Here is a 15,496-nt window from a genome sequence, read left to right on the forward strand (position 1 = left end):
ATAGAGCCATACGGCATGGCCGATGATTTCGGCGGGAAAACGATGGCGGCGGTAAAGAGGATCTCGGTCAGTCATGGCCGAGCATCCTAGTCCATGCTTCGTTAAGTTGAAGATGCCAGCTCGACACCGGCGTCCGTCACCAGCTGGACCACCTTCTCAAGGTCGTCTTCGCGCGCGAGGTCTGCTCCGGATCGATTGAGGATCTCGAGCGCGCGGGTACGCTCCCGCAGCGCCATCTCGGTCTCGCGCTGCTCGGTGCGATCCCGCAACACTTTCACGAAACCGACAAGCTTTCTCTCATCATCCATTATCGGGGCGTCTCGCCGACGGCCCAGATGCGGCCACCGCCTTTCTGCAACCGCCACCCTTCGCCGCTTCCCTTTCCCTTGGACCTGGCGTAGGCCAGTTCCGCCCCGAGGAGCGCGGCGGCTCCTTCCGGCGGAAAGATCGCCACCAGGGTCTCGCCGAGCATTTCGTCTTGCGACCAACCCAGGAGGGCTTCGGCGCCCTTGCTCCAGCCGGTGATTGTGCCATTGACGTCGAGCCTGATGATCCCGGTATCAACGGCGCTGTCGAGCACCTGCTGGAGGCGTTCGGCGGGGAATCGGGAGGCAGTGTTCATTCTATGGCCTGGTCGTTGCGGTGAAGATCGCGCGGCGCGACACAACACCCTTGGTTTGCATTGAAAAGATGTGGCGAGAATTCAAGCAATGGGCAAGCGGCAGGAGTTGGCGCGTGATCGATGCTCCGATCGCTGTCGAGCCACCCCCGTTCTTGTAGGTCGCAGGCTCAACTGCTGTCTCCACCGGCCATGGTTCGCCGGAGCGCCTCTTCGAGCTCGGCCAGTTGATAGGGTTTGCGCAGGATTTTGATCCCCTGGGCCTCCGCCGCTTGTTTGGCTGCCTCCGAATAACCGCTGGTCAGCAGGATGGGCAGATCGTTGCGACGCAGGCGGATCTCCTTCGCGAGTTCCACACCGTTCATGCCGCCTGGCATCATGATGTCGGAGAACACGAGGTCGACGGTGCGGCCGTTGGCCAACGCGCCAAGTGCAGCTGCAGCCGTCGCGGCCCGCACCACCTGAAATCCCAGCTCGTCGAGCATCTCAGCAACGAGCGCCGCGACTTCGTCGTCATCTTCGACCAACAGGATGTTGCCGGCAGGTTCTGCCCGCCGGCTCGCGACATGCAGATCGACCAGGTGGTGCTGATCAGACGCAGGACGATTCGGGGAGCGCGGCAACAACAGCGAGATCGTGGTTCCTTTCCCCACTGCACTTTCGATCTCTATCTTCCCGCCGGACTGCTGAGCAAACCCGTGAACCTGAGCGAGACCAAGGCCCGACCCCTTGCCGACGTCCTTCGTCGTGAAGAAAGGCTCGAATACCCTCGCCTGCACTTCAGGCGTCATTCCGCAGCCATCGTCGGCGATGACGAGGCGGACAAAGTCTCCTTGACCGCTGGGTTCTGCCCATGCCGCCTCATTCTCAGCAGTAATCTTAATCGTGCCCCCGTTCGGCATCGCGTCGCGCGCATTGACCGCGAGGTTCAAAACCACGAGTTCGAGTTCGCTGGCATCGACCTCGACCGGCCACAGATCTGGTGAGAGATCAATGACAACGTGGACGTCGCCCCTTAAGCTCCGGTCGAGCAACTCGCGCATACCGCCGATCTGGCGCGCCAGGTCGACGGTTTGCGGTTTGAGCTCCTGACGCCGGGAGAAAGCCAGCAGCTGTCGTGTCAGGCCCGATCCTCTTTCAGCAGCCTGCCGCATGCCGTCCATCAGCCGCTTGCGCCTCGCCGGGTCCGCCTGCCGGTCAAGCATTTCGAGGCCGCCGGAAATAACCATGAGCAGGTTGTTGAAGTCGTGCGCAACGCCACCCGTCAACTGGCCGATTGCTTCGATCTTCTGCGCCTGACGAAGTTTCTCCTCGACCTCGGCCCGGACGCGCATCTGGGCTCGCAGAGCGGTGTTGGCCGCTTCGAGCTCCTGTGTTCGGGCCACGACGAGTTGCTCAAGCTGCTGTGCCGAACGCTCGCGTTCCTCCAGCAGTGCGCGCAGCTGCAACTGCCGCTTCCTGGCCCGAATCGCCGATTGCAAGGCACTGACGAGCGTCAACGCCTGGACCGGCCGCTCCAGAAGAGCCACATTGCGTAACCTGGCAATCAGGTCCTGCCGCCATGCTTCGATGCCCATTTGTTCCTGGCGGCTTGTCAGGAGGATGAAGGGGAGATCCGACCACGGTGGCTGGTCGGCGACCCATTTGTATAACGAGCTGGCATGTGTTCCAAATAGCGCTTCTTCGGCAAGAAACGCTGCTGATGCGCCGGCTTCAAGTGCTCTCACAAACGCGGAAAGATCGCCGCATGCTTTGGCAGGAATTCCGCTGCGAACGAGGAGGTCGACCGAAGCCGCCGCATCCCTACCTATCGGAGCAAAGACGAGAACGGATTCGGGCTGGAAGTCACTTAACGCTATCATGTCCGTCAGCTGAACTCACTGCTGGAGCCGCGGTAAAATGGGGCGATCCAGCCAGCACGCCAATGAAGCCGGCCGTCGGTGGCCCAAGCCGTATACCCTTATCGGACAGACTGAACTCTCTCACGCTATGCTCGTGCTTGCCGCTTCGCTTTTTGACGACGGAGATCGCACGGCGAACCGTGCCGTGCACCTCGAAATAACGCAGCATCACAACGGCATCGCTCAGGTAGCTCAGGTCGAGCGGCGCTTCAAGAGGACCGACGAGCCCATGTTGAGCGAGAACAAGGATCGTCATGACACCGCGCTGACCGAGATAGGTCAGCAATTCGTGCATCTGCAGGATCAGGAAACGCTCGTCCGGCATTGCATTCATGTAGCCGTTCAAGCTGTCGATGACGATGACGCGGGCACCGTCGTTCTCGACGCTTCTCTGGACGTTGGCCGTAAACTCGCCCGGCGACATTTCCGCCGGATCGATCTGCTGCAAGCGGATCATCCCGCTTTGCAGATGTTTCTGCAAATTGAAGCCGAGAGTCCTGGCTCGCGCCTGCAGGGTTCCTCGTCCTTCGTCGAAAGCGTAAATGACGGCGTGCTCGCCCCGGTCGGCAGCTGCCAACGCATAGGTCAGCGCGAGCGACGACTTGCCTACACCGGCCGCGCCGAGAAACAAGGCGTTTGTCCCCCGTTCGAGCCCGCCACCCAGCATCTGATCGAGTTCAGCGATGCCGCTTGAGGTAAACTCCTCTTCAAACGCAAGATGGTGATCCGCTGCGATCAGCCGGGGGAAGACGTGGAGCCCGCCCTTCTCGATGATAAAATCATGATAGCCCCCGCGAAACTTGACGCCGCGCATTTTTACGACCCGCAGACGCCGCCGCTCCGCGCCGTAATCGATCGCGGTCTGCTCCAGCAAGACGACACCGTGCGCAATGGAATGAAGCTGAAGGTCGTTTTGCTGAGACGACAAATCGTCGAGAAGAATGACTGTACATTGCCGGCTGGTGAAATAGTGCTTCAGCGCAAGCACTTGTCGCCGATATCGTAGAGGACTATGGGCAAGCAGACGCAACTCGGATAGGCTGTCGATGACGACCCGCTTCGGGTTGAGCTCGGACACCCGGTCGAGGATGAGCTTCGTCGTCTCGTTCAGTTCCATCTCCGCCGGATGAAACACCGTCAGCTCGCGATCCGGATCGAGCGTCGTTTCTGGAGGAACAAGCTCGAAGAGGGTGACGCCGTCGAGGGACCAGCCGTGGCGTTTGGCGACAAGTTGCAGTTCGCGTTCCGTCTCCGACAGCGTGATATACAGCACCTGCTCCCCTTGCCGGACGCCTTCGAGGAGGAATTGCAGAGCTATCGTGGTTTTGCCTGTGCCGGGGCGGCCCTCGTAGAGGTACAAGCGGTTTTCATCCACGCCACCCTCAAGGATGACATCAAGCCCTTCCACACCGCTGGAAATGCGCGGCGCGTCGATGGTCTCCACTTCATCTGATCTTTCGGACATGTCCTACCTGTGCAGCGTGACTTAGAGGTGAGAAGCATATAGATCGCAGGCGTCGAGCCTCAAGTGGCCGAATAGCGAGCTTTGGCTATGATGGCGGTGCTGGGCCGCTGATATTGAGAGGCCCATCGCACAGGCGTGGGCATCGCATGGAATCGTTGGTACGACATCTCCCGACCTGACTCGCAATAGGCAATATTCAGGACACCCGCGGAGACATGTTTCAGAGTTAGTACTTGCGACATGGTCGACCTGTGAAGATGGTTCGATCAAGCGACGCCCTTGCCGCCGGTGACACCGTAGACCTCGCCATTGATGAAGCTGGCTTCCTGGGAAGCAAGAAGGACGAAGACCGGAGCCAGCTCGACCGGCTGGCCGGGGCGACCGAAATCGCTGTCCTTGCCAAAATTCTTGACCTTCTCGTCCGGCTGTCCGCCACTTGGCTGCAGCACCGTCCACACCGGCCCGGGTGCGACGACATTGGCGCGAATGCCACGCTCGATCAGCTGTTTGGCGAGCGCTTTGGTGTAGGCGACGATGCCGGCTTTGGTGGTCGCATAGTCGAGCAGGATCGCTGACGGCTGATAGGCCTGAATCGAGGCTGTGGTGATCACCGCAGATCCCGCTGGCATATGGGGTACGGCGGTTTGCGCGATCCAGTGCAGCGCATAGAGATTGGTCTTCATCGTCTTGTCGAAATCGTCGCTCGACAACTCCTCGATCGTCTCGCGGTACTGCTGCCGCCCGGCATTGATGACGAGAATATCGAGACCGCCAAGACCGGAGACTGTCTTATCGACGAGTTCCCGACACCATGCCTCCTCCTTGATATCGCCCGGCAGCGCGACCGCCTTGCGGCCCTCTGCTTCGATCAAACGAATCACTTCCTTGGCGTCCGCCTCCTCCTCCGGAAGGTAGGCGATAGCGACATCGGCCCCCTCGCGGGCAAAGGCGATAGCCGCCGCACGGCCGATTCCAGAATCGCCGCCCGTGACGAGTGCCTTGCGACCGTGGAGTTTTCCCGAGCCGCGGTAGCTTTCCTCCCCATGATCGGGTGTAGGCTCCATCTTGCGGGCAAGACCTGGCGCGTGCTGCGGCTGGCCGGGGAAAGGCGGTGCGGGATAGAGACTGCGAGGGTCGCTCAAAGAGGGCTTATCGTTCATGATGACACCGAAATTCTAGTGGTTGCTGGATCGAAGAGAGCAATTTGCGAACGTGCTGCCCATACCTTTGTTCCCGCGACAGTCTCCCTAACTGGGAACCAACGCTACAAGCCGGCGTTCGTTTTCATCATCACCAAGGAGGAAGTGCGATGTCCCGTGGTGACAAATCCAAGCACACCGATAAGCAGGAAAGCAAGGCAGACCACATCGCCGAGAGCTACGAGGATCGCGGCGTATCTGAGAAGGAAGCCGAACGTCGCGCCTGGGAATGACTGCAGACGCTGGATGTGAGCATTTTCCAGCGAGCGGCTGGAAAATCGCTTTGCCCACGTTTCATCGCCCGGTAGTTTTTGGTCCATATAGTAAAGCCCTGTCCCGCTCGCGGTTGCTCGCAGGAAACGCGAACAACGTCGCTCGGTTCCCCGGAGGCGAAGGCACGTCTATTGACACGACGTGACGTCGCCAGCAAATCGCCGCCCATAATCCTAGCTGACGACGTCAAGGGTGAAACTCAGATCGAAAACGAGGCCGTCGAGCTCGAATGCAAACCTTGTCTGAAGGCGCTCGGTACGCTCCGTGAATGAGGCGGGAGCCAAAGCCTTGTCGGCTTGGAGCGATCACAGCTGGCCCTCCCCTCTCCGCCCACCGAAATACGACTTCCCCGCAGACGCTCTCCAGGAGATTTCGATGCGGCCGTCCTCGTTCGACAGCGCACCATATTTGGTCGGCTGACCACCTCAATGACACCCGGCGGCGGTGCGTGAATGAGACCTTGAAAAACCTCCGGGATGTGTGTCCCGACAAAACGCTCCGGAACGGATCACGCGCCAGGATGATCCCGTCACCGTCGGCAATCGTGACCGCATTGCCCTTTAGCACCCTGCGTTCCTTGAGACGTTGATCGAGCCATTCAAGTCGGAGCCCGGTAGCCAGCACGCCGCGCACATCCCATCCTTTCTGAGACGCATGGCGACAGGCTGTACGAGCCTGTCAGAAAGGCTCGCTCCCACCTTGATGGGAGACGTCTGAAACCTAGTTCTTCATATCTCTAGTGGCGTGCGTGGCTCACCATCCGATAGGGATGCACGGCATTGAACTGCGAGATCACCGACGTTGCCTGCTGCAGCACGCGCTCGGCGTTCTGAAGATCGTCGCGCGCCAGTTCGTCGGCATTGGTACGGATCGCCTCGGCCATATTCGCGGAAAGCACGGCAAAGCCGCGGTTACCTTCAACATATGCCTCGCGCGCAGTTCCCTCCAGAACGCGCGCGATATCGGCAAAGACCTCTTCCCGTTCCTCGATGCTCAGGTCTTTGATGATTTTTATCTTCTCTTCCATTCTCGATCTCACTCCGGATAGACGTGGGATAGTGACCGAGCTCATCGGAGCCTCGATCGCGCAAAGAGCTAGGAAGCGAAAATTTGGGTTTCAAGACCTCAGTGAAGCTTGAATTCGCCTTCGACGCGCCGCCATTCGTTCGGCCCGATCAGGCGCTGATGGCTGTAGCGGACGGAATGCAGCGCCCCGTCGAGATTGGCCTCCCAGAACTCAAGGAACTTCTGCATTTCCGGAAAATCCGGTGCCAGATCGTAATCCTGCCAGACATAGGTCTGCAGGACGCTCTCGAAATCGGGAATGCGGTAGAGGATGTGCGCGGTGGTGAGACCATATCCGTTGAGTTGGCGCTCCAAATCCGATGAAAATCGCATGCTTCATCTCCGTTTCACGATATTGCGAAAGTGGCGCAAAATTCTGCGGCCATCAACGGATTTCTGAACGCATCAACTCAGTTTATTGTTCCTTTACAGCGCGTTAGCAGCCGCTTAGCATGAGTGCTAATTTTCTCGGTCTGACCTCTTGAAATCGAAAAAGGTCGAAAATAGATTTTTCGCGCGAGCGCTCAGACGAGGTTCGCACCCGCCCGGACTGGTTATCCGGTCCGGGTAGGGGAATAAGCGTCATCTTTTTTGTCCAACGGAGGAAAACATGTCGTTCCGACCGCTTCATGATCGCATTCTCGTCCGCCGGGTCGAATCCGAAGAAAAGACCAAGGGCGGAATCATTATCCCCGACACCGCCAAGGAAAAGCCGCAGGAAGGCGAGGTCATCGCCGTGGGCCCCGGCGCCCGCAACGAGGCCGGTCAGATCCAAGCGCTCGACGTCAAGGCCGGCGACCGCATCCTGTTCGGCAAGTGGTCCGGCACCGAGATCAAGATCAACGGCGAAGACCTGCTGATCATGAAGGAAAGCGATGTGATGGGCATCATCGAAGCCCAGGCCGAGCAGAGACAAGCCGCCTGAGGCGCCTTATCCATCAGTCAAACTAAGCTGCCTATTGAAGGAGTGAAAAAATGGCTGCGAAAGAAGTCAAATTCAACACCGATGCCCGTGAACGCATGCTGCGTGGGGTCGATGTGCTGGCCAATGCCGTCAAGGTGACGCTCGGCCCCAAAGGCCGCAACGTCGTTATCGACAAGTCCTTCGGCGCTCCGCGCATCACCAAGGATGGTGTTTCGGTCGCCAAGGAAATCGAGCTGGAAGACAAGTTCGAGAACATGGGCGCGCAGATGCTGCGCGAGGTCGCTTCAAAGACCAACGACATTGCCGGCGACGGCACCACGACTGCCACCGTTCTTGCCCAGGCAATCGTCAAGGAAGGTGCCAAGGCGGTGGCCTCCGGCATGAACCCTATGGACTTAAAGCGCGGTATCGATCTGGCCGTCGACGCCGTCGTCAAGGAATTGAAAGCCAACGCGCGCAAGATCTCCAATAACGCAGAGATCGCCCAAGTCGGCACCATCTCGGCCAATGGCGACGAGGAGATCGGCCGCTATCTCGCCGAGGCCATGGAGAAGGTCGGCAACGAGGGCGTCATCACCGTCGAAGAAGCTAAGACGGCTGAAACCGAACTTGAAGTCGTCGAAGGCATGCAGTTCGACCGCGGTTATCTCAGCCCCTACTTTGTGACCAATGCCGAGAAGATGCGCGTCGAGTTCGAGGATCCCTATATCCTGATCCACGAGAAGAAGCTTTCCAATCTGCAATCGATGCTACCGGTCCTGGAGGCCGTCGTGCAGTCCGGCAAGCCGCTGCTCATTATCGCTGAAGACGTCGAAGGCGAAGCTCTTGCGACGCTCGTCGTCAACAAGCTGCGTGGCGGTCTCAAGATCGCTGCCGTCAAGGCTCCGGGCTTCGGCGACCGCCGCAAGGCCATGCTCGAAGACATCGCCATCCTCACGGGCGGGACTGTCATCTCCGAAGACGTCGGCATCAAGCTCGAAAACGTCACGCTCAATATGCTTGGCCGCGCCAAGAAGGTGGCGATCGAGAAGGAGAACACCACCATCATCGATGGCGTCGGATCGAAGGCCGAGATCGACGGTCGCGTGGCGCAGATCCGCGCCCAGATCGAGGAAACCACCTCAGACTACGACCGCGAAAAGCTGCAGGAACGTCTTGCCAAGCTTGCCGGCGGCGTTGCCGTGATCCGCGTCGGCGGTTCGACGGAAGTTGAGGTCAAGGAAAAGAAGGACCGTGTCGACGACGCGTTGCATGCGACCCGCGCGGCTGTCGAGGAAGGCATCCTGCCAGGCGGCGGCGTAGCGCTCCTGCGGGCCGTCAAGGCGCTCGACAATCTCGGTACCGCCAACCAGGATCAGCGTGTCGGCGTCGACATCGTCCGTCGCGCAATCGAGGCTCCTGTCCGGCAGATCGCAGAAAACGCTGGCGCTGAAGGTTCTGTGATCGTCGGAAAGCTGCGCGAAAAGGCCGAGTTCTCCTACGGCTGGAACGCCCAGAGCGGTGAATACGGAGATCTCTACGCACAGGGCGTCATTGATCCCGCCAAGGTCGTGCGCGCCGCACTCCAAGATGCAGCCTCCGTCGCCGGCCTTCTGGTGACCACCGAAGCAATGATCGCCGAAAAGCCGAAGAAGGAAGCAGCTCCGGCCCTGCCTGCCGGCGCCGGCATGGACTTCTAAGCAATCATCATGGCTCGCCCCATTCGCCCGGGGCGAGCCAATTCGAGATCCCAAAGCCGCCGCTCAACGAGCCCATCGATCTTATCAATGGAGCCAACACATGAGAAAGGAAACGTACAGTAATTCACTTCCGGAGCACGCTACTGCTGCGCATCTGCTTCATCCGGCCAAACATTTCGACCACCCGCATGACGTCCTTGCCGCCAGGGACATCGGCAATGATGAGAAGCGGGCAATTCTCGCTTCCTGGGCATCCGATATCTTCGCCATCGAGTCCATCCCGGCTCTTCGTCTTTATCCCGGAACCGATGAAGCAGTCACCTATGACGAGATCATTGAGGCGCTGAAGACTTTGGACAAAGTGGATGGCAGCAGCCGGCACCGAGGTCCGTCCGCTCCCTTCAACGCCGACAGGGCCCGTCGCCAGAGACCGCAGGCCCGCCGGTTTGGCGGCTTTGGCCTGTGCAGCTACCGAAGAGGAGGACGTCGCCGACAGCCATTCGAGATGTAGACATTCCACTTGCCTGCCGCGTGCCTCGTAGAGGATGCGGATCTGATTTTTACCGACGACTCTTTGCTCATTCGAGGAGGTTTTGCCGATGAAGATCGCTCAGATCGCGCCGCTTGCCGAAAGTGTTCCGCCCAAGCTTTATGGAGGAACCGAACGGATTGTTTCCTATCTCACCGAAGAACTTGTGGCCCAGGGCCATGACGTGACCCTCTTTGCCAGCGGCGATTCCGTCACCGATGCCAAGCTGGCGCCCTGCTCAGACGTCGCGCTGCGGCTCAACCCGGCCGTCAGGGACCACCTGCCGCATCAGGTCGTGATGCTGGAGGAAATCCGCCGCCGCGCGCACGAATTCGACGTTCTCCACTTCCACATCGATCTTCTACATTTCCCGCTGATCCGGGATTTTGCTGATCGCACCGTCACGACCTTGCACGGGCGGCTGGACTTGCCGGACCTCAAGCCCTTCTACAGGGCATTTCCCGATATTCCGTTGGTGTCGATCTCCAACGATCAGCGTGGCCCGATGCCTCCGGTCAACTGGTCCGGGACGGTCTATCATGGCCTGCCCGCCAATCTTCTTCCGTTCACCGAAGAACCCAAGGGGAATTATCTTGCATTCCTCGGGCGGATATCGCCGGAGAAGCGTCCGGACCGGGCAATCGAAATCGCCACGAAGGTCGGCATGCCGTTGAAGATCGCCGCCAAGATCGACAATGCCGACATGGCCTACTGGGAAACGGTGATCGAGCCGTTGGTGAAGAGCCATGCAAATGTCGAGTTCATCGGCGAAATTAACGAGCATCAGAAGGCTGCCTTCCTGGGCAATGCCGGTGCCCTGCTGTTTCCGATCGACTGGCCGGAGCCCTTCGGCCTTGTCATGATCGAGGCGATGGCCTGCGGCACGCCCGTCATCGCATTCGGATGGGGCTCGGTGCCAGAGGTGATTGACAATGGTGTCTCGGGGATACTCGTGGACAGCGTGACGGAAGCGGCCGAAAACGTCGAATGGGCTCTGCGAATGGATCGGAAGAAGGTGCGCGCCACATTCGAGAAGCGGTTCAGCGCTGAACGGATGGCGCGGGATTATCTCGATATCTACCGCAACCTGCCCGGTGTGCGCATGAAGGCAGCACCGTTGCGCCGCACCAATGGTCAAGGCCTCGATCTTCAGATCGTGGCGTAAAAGGGAGGCCATCAAATGTCGGTCGCTTCGGCAGACGGCGATTCCGTGACGGCAGCAAGCCAAGCGCCGATCGCGCAGTTTTTCATTCCGGCCACCGCGTCGCTGCAGGAGCGACGGCCGCGCACCTTGAAGCACGGCGATACCTTCGCCGTCTTCGACCACAATGGCGATGTGCTTTCCGGACCATGCAGTCCGGAGGGCTTGTTTCATCGGGATACACGTTATCTCTCCCATCTTCACCTGACGATCAATGGCAAACGGCCGATGCTTCTGTCGTCGACGCTGCGCGACGACAACGCGACGTTGACCTGTGACCTCACCAACCCCGATATATTCGATCACAAGGGCAAGCTCTCGCTCGCGCATGACCTTGTCCACCTGCGCAGGACCCGCTTCCTCTGGAATGCCGGCTGCTTCGAACGGTTGAGTATTCGTAATTACGACGACCGGCGTCAGCACATTCGCATCGAAATCGCGTTTGGGGCCGATTTTGCCGATCTCTTCGAAGTGCGCGGAACCGTGAGAGCAAAGAAGGGCCGCCCCGTTCCCATCGTTAAAGAAAGGGACGGGGTCCTTCTGTCCTACATCGGTCTGGACGAACGTCAGCGATCAACCCACATTTCCTTCGATCCGCGGCCGGACGAAGTTCGCGATGATCTCGTTGCCTATGATCTCCATCTTGAGCCGCACGAGGCTCGGTCACTCTTTATCGAGGTCGGCTGCGATCAGGCTGCGGCCGGGCGGCCGGGCCACCGTTCGTTTTTTCTTGCCTTGCGGGACGCGCGCCGCGCCTTGCGTGCCTCGTCAGCGCGTGCGGCATCGATCGCGACGTCCAACGAGATCTTCAACGAGTTGGCCCGCCGCAGTGTCTCCGACCTTTATATGCTGATGACCGACACGCCGGAAGGTCCGTACCCTTATGCCGGCATCCCGTGGTTCAGCACGGTCTTCGGCCGCGATGCACTGATCACCGCGCTGGAAACGCTCTGGTTCGATCCGCAGATCGCTCGCGGGGTGCTTGGACACCTAGCTGCCAACCAGGCGACGGAGATCAACGCCGCTTCTGATGCCGAACCTGGCAAAATCCTGCACGAAGTGCGCTACGGCGAAATGGCGGAACTCGGTGAGGTTCCCTTCCGGCGCTATTACGGCAGCATTGATTCGACGCCCCTGTTTGTAATGCTGGCAGGTGAATACCTCAAGCGCACGGGGGACCTTGCTACCCTCGAAACCATCCTCCCAAATATCGAGGCGGCCCTGACCTGGATCAACGAGCATGGTGACCGCGACGGCGACGGTTTCGTCGAATATGGTCGGCAGACGGAAGAAGGGCTGATCAACCAGGCTTGGAAAGACAGCCACGACTCCGTGTTTCATTCCGACGGGACACTCGCCAAGGGCCCAATCGCGATCGCGGAGGTGCAGGCCTATGTCTATGGCGCCTGGCAGGCCGCGGCGGAGATCTTTCGCCGGCTCGGGCGGCCGGAACGGGCGGCAGAATTCCAGGCAAGGGCGGAAGGCCTGCGTCGCGCCTTCGACGTAAGTTTCTTCGACGAGGAACTCGGCACCTACGTACTGGCGCTCGACGGGGAAAAGCGCGCCTGCCGGGTCCGCTCCTCGAATTCCGGCCATGCATTGTTTACCGGCATCGCCTATCCGGAACGGGCGAAGGTTGTTGCCCACACCTTGATGGGCGCTTCCTCTTTCTGCGGCTGGGGTATCCGCACAATCCCGTCGACCGAAGCGCGGTACAATCCGATGAGCTATCATAACGGCTCGATCTGGCCGCATGATAATGCCTTGATTGCCAGCGGCCTCGCTCGTTATGGCTACCGTGCCCAAGCCGCTCGGATTTTCGAGGGCTTGTTTGCCGCGTCGACCTATATCGATCTGCGGCGGCTCCCCGAACTCTTTTGCGGGATGTCGCGCCAGCGCGCGCAGGGGCCGACCTTCTATCCGGTCGCCTGCTCGCCCCAGGCATGGGCGGCGGCAGCGCCTCTCCTGTTGCTTCGGTCTTGCCTAGGTCTCGATTTCGAACCGGATGCCCAGCTCATCAGCCTCAACGAACCACGGCTACCCGCTTTCCTCAATGAGGTCGTCTTACGGCGCCTGCGGGTTGGTACTGGCTCGGCCGACGTCGCCATTCGCCGCTCAGGTCGACAAGTTGTGGTCGATGTCATCGATCGCCGCGGCGATGTGCGCGTGCTCACGACCGCATAGGGGCCATGCGCAATCAATACGAGATGGCGCGGGACCACCTTTAGCCTATTCGGGCTCTTCCTCATCTGCATCCAACAGTTCAATCAGGGCGGCGACTTTGCCAGCCGGCAGAGGCCGCCCTTCGCCAATCATGGCCTCGTCGTCGTTCGCCCACGCAAAAGCCTCGGCGAGTTCAGCCTGGGTTGCACCTGTCGCGATGATTTGAGCCACCAGCGTTTCATCGACAGGCCCGAGGACGGCGACGATATCATTTGAGGTTATGGTCATATCCGCTGCTCCTTTCTGGACTTCACCGTATCTGGCCTCATGCAAATCTGGTCACGGAAAACAAAAAATCAATTTTTCATGTCGGGCAATTTCACGCCTCTTGAAACAGCAACCTACTGAATTATATCAATATTGTTCGATTGCCCGATGGGGATCGACAAGTCCAGGAGGCGCCATGTGCTCTTGGCGTCTCCTTGTATCCATGTTGCTTACAAGGAGGATATGGCTATGAGGACAAACCTCGATTTTTCTCCCCTGTTCCGGTCGAGCATCGGCTTCGACCGAATGCTGAACGCGCTCGAGGCTGCAAGCCGCATCGAGACGATCGACAACTGGCCGCCCTACGATATCGTCAAGACCGGTGAGGACGAGTACCGCATCGCCATGGCGGTAGCCGGCTTCTCGCAGGACGAACTGACGATCACCCAAGAGCAGAACATGCTCGTCGTATCGGGCCAGAAGGCGAATGCCGAAGATGTTCAATATCTGCATCGCGGCATCGCCGGCCGCTCGTTCCAGCGCCGGTTCGAACTCGCCGATCACGTCAAGGTTGTCGGCGCCGGTCTCGTCAACGGTCTGCTGACCATTGATCTCAAGTGCGAAATCCCTGAAGCGATGAAACCGCGCCAGATCGCGATTTCGACCGACATGGCTATGCCCACGACCGAGACGAAGCAGATCGAGGCCGAGAAGCAGGCGGCTTAAGCTCCAGCAACAGCACAGTTGGCAAAGATGGCGCCGGGCATATCGTCCGGCGCCATCGGCAAAGCTTTGCCAATCGAACCAACAGAAAGGAGAAAACCATGAGTGTTCGTGATCTGATTCCCTGGGGCCGCAACAATGGCCACCAGGTTCCAAGTCTCTTGCGCGACGACGATCGGGATCCCTTCCTGTCGCTGCATCGCGAGGTCAATCGCCTGTTCGACGACGTCTTCCGCGGCTTTGGCTCCGGCCTGCCGGCCTTCGGCAGCGCTTCTGCCTTCAGTGCCGGCTGGCCGAGCGTCGAGATCTCCGACACCGACAAGGAGATCAAGGTGACCGCCGAGATGCCCGGCCTTGAAGAGAAGGACATCGAGGTGCTGCTCAATGACGGCATCCTGACGCTGAAGGGCGAGAAGCGCTCCGAGAGCGAGGACAAGGATCGTCAGTTCTCCGAGCGCTACTACGGCCGTTTCGAGCGCCGCATCCCGCTTGGCGTCGAAGTCGAGCAAGACAAGGTCGGCGCCATTTTCAGAAACGGCGTGCTGACTGTCACCTTGCCAAAGACCGATAAGGTCCAGTCGCAGGTCAAGCGCATCGCCATCAAGAGCTAATCGAGATGAGCGCGCGGCGGTGGCCTGGTGGCCTCCGCCACGCATTCTTCGCCAACATGACCGACACACCACAGCACCGAGTCCCGATTTCTGGGTCTCTAAAATCGGCGCAGCGAGCGTCGATTTTAGAGAATTGCGGTCGCCTGTAGCCGCAGATTGATACGGGCGTTCGCCTCGGCGAACAGGTTGCGAAAGACATGAATTGCGTACGGCCGGATATCAGGATGGCCCCGGTCGGCACGCTACCTTAGCGTGGCACTGGAGAACGCGGGAACTGCAAATTTTCCATGGTGGTATTTTGAAGGGAGGATTTTGTTGATTCGTACGAACCGCTGTTCCATTCTCGGCGAGGCGGGAGAATCGTGGAGATGGCACCAGATCCTACTCAAGCAATCCTATGTCAGGACGCCCAAGGGCATGTCATAAAAGTGCTCCGCATCCCCGACCAAAAAGGCGATCGGTACTTTTACATCGACGGCCATCGAACCTCTCGGCTGCTCATCCTGCAGGCCGATGGTGGTTTCTTGGAAGCTATTAACTCGAGACAGTTTTGGCCGATTTCAATGGAGTCCCCCAACGTTGTTTTCCCTCGGAAGGGCTGACCCCTCTATTTTCGCGTTCCTCCGAAGGAAGGGGTCATGCGTTCGAAGCGCGTCGGATGCGCCAAGTTTTTCAACGCGTTACAAAAAAAATCTTCGGAGTCGTGCCTCATGTAACTTTCATGTAACAGGCATCTCTCGGGCTGCAGATGGACATGGCGAAGCGCATCTGTTTACTACTGGCGATACCGCGCTTCTGATTTGCGACTGGTCGTACGATGGCATTGCTCTCGATGGCACGACAGTTAACATGAAGGGAGCGGCATCAGACGTTATA

At 59.2% G+C, this 15,496-nt stretch carries 15 protein-coding genes and 2 pseudogenes; 8 read left to right on the top strand and 9 right to left on the bottom strand.

The genetic code is table 11. The features are described from left to right. The 6 genes and pseudogenes from J2857_RS31010 to J2857_RS23200 form a co-directional block, all read right to left on the bottom strand. Positions 1-75, bottom strand: a pseudogene (locus J2857_RS31010) (IS6 family transposase); the annotation flags it as partial. Positions 76-101: 26 nt separating this feature from the next. Next, a complete protein-coding gene (locus tag J2857_RS31015) occupies positions 102-308 on the bottom strand; it encodes a hypothetical protein (protein ID WP_245363765.1) in 207 nt (68 codons plus the stop codon). Continuing rightward, on the bottom strand, positions 308-622 hold the full coding sequence (locus J2857_RS31020) for a PAS domain-containing protein (protein WP_245363767.1): 315 nt from the start codon (positions 620-622) through the stop codon (positions 308-310). Before J2857_RS31020 ends, J2857_RS31015 begins: the two co-directional genes overlap by 1 nt. 167 nt (positions 623-789) lie before the next feature. Continuing rightward, positions 790-2,481 carry an ATP-binding protein gene (locus J2857_RS23190; protein ID WP_210012480.1) on the bottom strand — a complete coding sequence of 564 codons (1,692 nt, stop codon included), beginning with the start codon at positions 2,479-2,481 and terminating at the stop codon, positions 790-792. Beyond that, positions 2,465-3,985: an ATPase domain-containing protein gene (locus J2857_RS23195; RefSeq protein WP_210012481.1), complete on the bottom strand. Its 1,521-nt coding sequence runs from the start codon at positions 3,983-3,985 to the stop codon at positions 2,465-2,467. The genes J2857_RS23190 and J2857_RS23195 overlap by 17 nt, the downstream gene beginning before the upstream one ends. A 266-nt stretch (positions 3,986-4,251) precedes the next feature. After that, on the bottom strand, positions 4,252-5,145 hold the full coding sequence (locus J2857_RS23200; RefSeq protein ID WP_210012482.1) for an SDR family oxidoreductase: 894 nt from the start codon (positions 5,143-5,145) through the stop codon (positions 4,252-4,254). A gap of 44 nt (positions 5,146-5,189) precedes the next feature. Here J2857_RS23200 and J2857_RS31510 point away from each other — a divergent pair. Next, positions 5,190-5,411, top strand: a pseudogene (locus tag J2857_RS31510) (hypothetical protein); the annotation flags it as partial. A gap of 782 nt (positions 5,412-6,193) precedes the next feature. Here J2857_RS31510 and J2857_RS23205 read toward each other — a convergent pair. After that, positions 6,194-6,484 carry a hypothetical protein gene (locus tag J2857_RS23205; protein WP_210012483.1) on the bottom strand — a complete coding sequence of 97 codons (291 nt, stop codon included), beginning with the start codon at positions 6,482-6,484 and terminating at the stop codon, positions 6,194-6,196. Positions 6,485-6,582: 98 nt separating this feature from the next. Continuing rightward, positions 6,583-6,855 (bottom strand): usg protein, encoded by a 273-nt coding sequence (locus J2857_RS23210; protein ID WP_210012484.1) that lies wholly within the window; start codon positions 6,853-6,855, stop codon positions 6,583-6,585. Between the two features lie 277 nt (positions 6,856-7,132). On the opposite strand from J2857_RS23210, the gene groES reads away from it, so the two are divergent. From groES to J2857_RS23235, 5 genes are all read left to right on the top strand, one after another. Further along, positions 7,133-7,447: a co-chaperone GroES gene (gene groES / locus J2857_RS23215; protein ID WP_097595821.1), complete on the top strand. Its 315-nt coding sequence runs from the start codon at positions 7,133-7,135 to the stop codon at positions 7,445-7,447. Positions 7,448-7,497: 50 nt separating this feature from the next. Then, positions 7,498-9,126 carry a chaperonin GroEL gene (gene groL / locus J2857_RS23220; protein ID WP_210012485.1) on the top strand — a complete coding sequence of 543 codons (1,629 nt, stop codon included), beginning with the start codon at positions 7,498-7,500 and terminating at the stop codon, positions 9,124-9,126. Between the two features lie 100 nt (positions 9,127-9,226). Next, positions 9,227-9,637: a hypothetical protein gene (locus tag J2857_RS23225; protein ID WP_210012486.1), complete on the top strand. Its 411-nt coding sequence runs from the start codon at positions 9,227-9,229 to the stop codon at positions 9,635-9,637. Between the two features lie 88 nt (positions 9,638-9,725). Continuing rightward, entirely contained in the window at positions 9,726-10,820 is a 1,095-nt protein-coding gene (locus tag J2857_RS23230) for a glycosyltransferase family 4 protein (RefSeq protein WP_210012487.1), read from the top strand. 15 nt (positions 10,821-10,835) lie between these two features. Then, entirely contained in the window at positions 10,836-13,040 is a 2,205-nt protein-coding gene (locus J2857_RS23235; protein WP_210012488.1) for an amylo-alpha-1,6-glucosidase, read from the top strand. A gap of 45 nt (positions 13,041-13,085) precedes the next feature. On the opposite strand, the gene J2857_RS23240 is transcribed toward J2857_RS23235, so the two are convergent. Beyond that, positions 13,086-13,307, bottom strand: a complete 222-nt coding sequence (locus J2857_RS23240) for a hypothetical protein (RefSeq protein ID WP_210012489.1) — start codon at positions 13,305-13,307, stop codon at positions 13,086-13,088. A 228-nt stretch (positions 13,308-13,535) separates the two neighbouring features. Here J2857_RS23240 and J2857_RS23245 point away from each other — a divergent pair, with 228 nt between their 5' ends. Further along, positions 13,536-14,012, top strand: a complete 477-nt coding sequence (locus J2857_RS23245) for an Hsp20 family protein (protein WP_210012490.1) — start codon at positions 13,536-13,538, stop codon at positions 14,010-14,012. Positions 14,013-14,110: 98 nt separating this feature from the next. Next, entirely contained in the window at positions 14,111-14,620 is a 510-nt protein-coding gene (locus tag J2857_RS23250; protein WP_210012491.1) for an Hsp20/alpha crystallin family protein, read from the top strand. Positions 14,621-15,496: the final 876 nt, after the last annotated feature.

This window comes from Neorhizobium galegae (genome assembly GCF_017877055.1).
Taxonomy (GTDB): domain Bacteria; phylum Pseudomonadota; class Alphaproteobacteria; order Rhizobiales; family Rhizobiaceae; genus Neorhizobium; species Neorhizobium galegae_D.

What these genes read in the sequence shown, in the direction of transcription:
- J2857_RS23195 (WP_210012481.1), bottom strand. Translation starts at nt 3,985, where the DNA reads ATGTCCGAAAGATCAGATGAAGTGGAGACCATCGACGCGCCGCGCATT.
- J2857_RS23250 (WP_210012491.1), top strand. Translation starts at nt 14,111, where the DNA reads ATGAGTGTTCGTGATCTGATTCCCTGGGGCCGCAACAATGGCCACCAG.
- groL (WP_210012485.1), top strand. Translation starts at nt 7,498, where the DNA reads ATGGCTGCGAAAGAAGTCAAATTCAACACCGATGCCCGTGAACGCATG.
- J2857_RS31020 (WP_245363767.1), bottom strand. Translation starts at nt 622, where the DNA reads ATGAACACTGCCTCCCGATTCCCCGCCGAACGCCTCCAGCAGGTGCTC.
- J2857_RS23240 (WP_210012489.1), bottom strand. Translation starts at nt 13,307, where the DNA reads ATGACCATAACCTCAAATGATATCGTCGCCGTCCTCGGGCCTGTCGAT.
- J2857_RS23200 (WP_210012482.1), bottom strand. Translation starts at nt 5,145, where the DNA reads ATGAACGATAAGCCCTCTTTGAGCGACCCTCGCAGTCTCTATCCCGCA.
- J2857_RS31015 (WP_245363765.1), bottom strand. Translation starts at nt 308, where the DNA reads ATGGATGATGAGAGAAAGCTTGTCGGTTTCGTGAAAGTGTTGCGGGAT.
- J2857_RS23190 (WP_210012480.1), bottom strand. Translation starts at nt 2,481, where the DNA reads ATGATAGCGTTAAGTGACTTCCAGCCCGAATCCGTTCTCGTCTTTGCT.
- J2857_RS23230 (WP_210012487.1), top strand. Translation starts at nt 9,726, where the DNA reads ATGAAGATCGCTCAGATCGCGCCGCTTGCCGAAAGTGTTCCGCCCAAG.
- J2857_RS23205 (WP_210012483.1), bottom strand. Translation starts at nt 6,484, where the DNA reads ATGGAAGAGAAGATAAAAATCATCAAAGACCTGAGCATCGAGGAACGG.
- J2857_RS23235 (WP_210012488.1), top strand. Translation starts at nt 10,836, where the DNA reads ATGTCGGTCGCTTCGGCAGACGGCGATTCCGTGACGGCAGCAAGCCAA.
- J2857_RS23210 (WP_210012484.1), bottom strand. Translation starts at nt 6,855, where the DNA reads ATGCGATTTTCATCGGATTTGGAGCGCCAACTCAACGGATATGGTCTC.
- groES (WP_097595821.1), top strand. Translation starts at nt 7,133, where the DNA reads ATGTCGTTCCGACCGCTTCATGATCGCATTCTCGTCCGCCGGGTCGAA.
- J2857_RS23245 (WP_210012490.1), top strand. Translation starts at nt 13,536, where the DNA reads ATGAGGACAAACCTCGATTTTTCTCCCCTGTTCCGGTCGAGCATCGGC.
- J2857_RS23225 (WP_210012486.1), top strand. Translation starts at nt 9,227, where the DNA reads ATGAGAAAGGAAACGTACAGTAATTCACTTCCGGAGCACGCTACTGCT.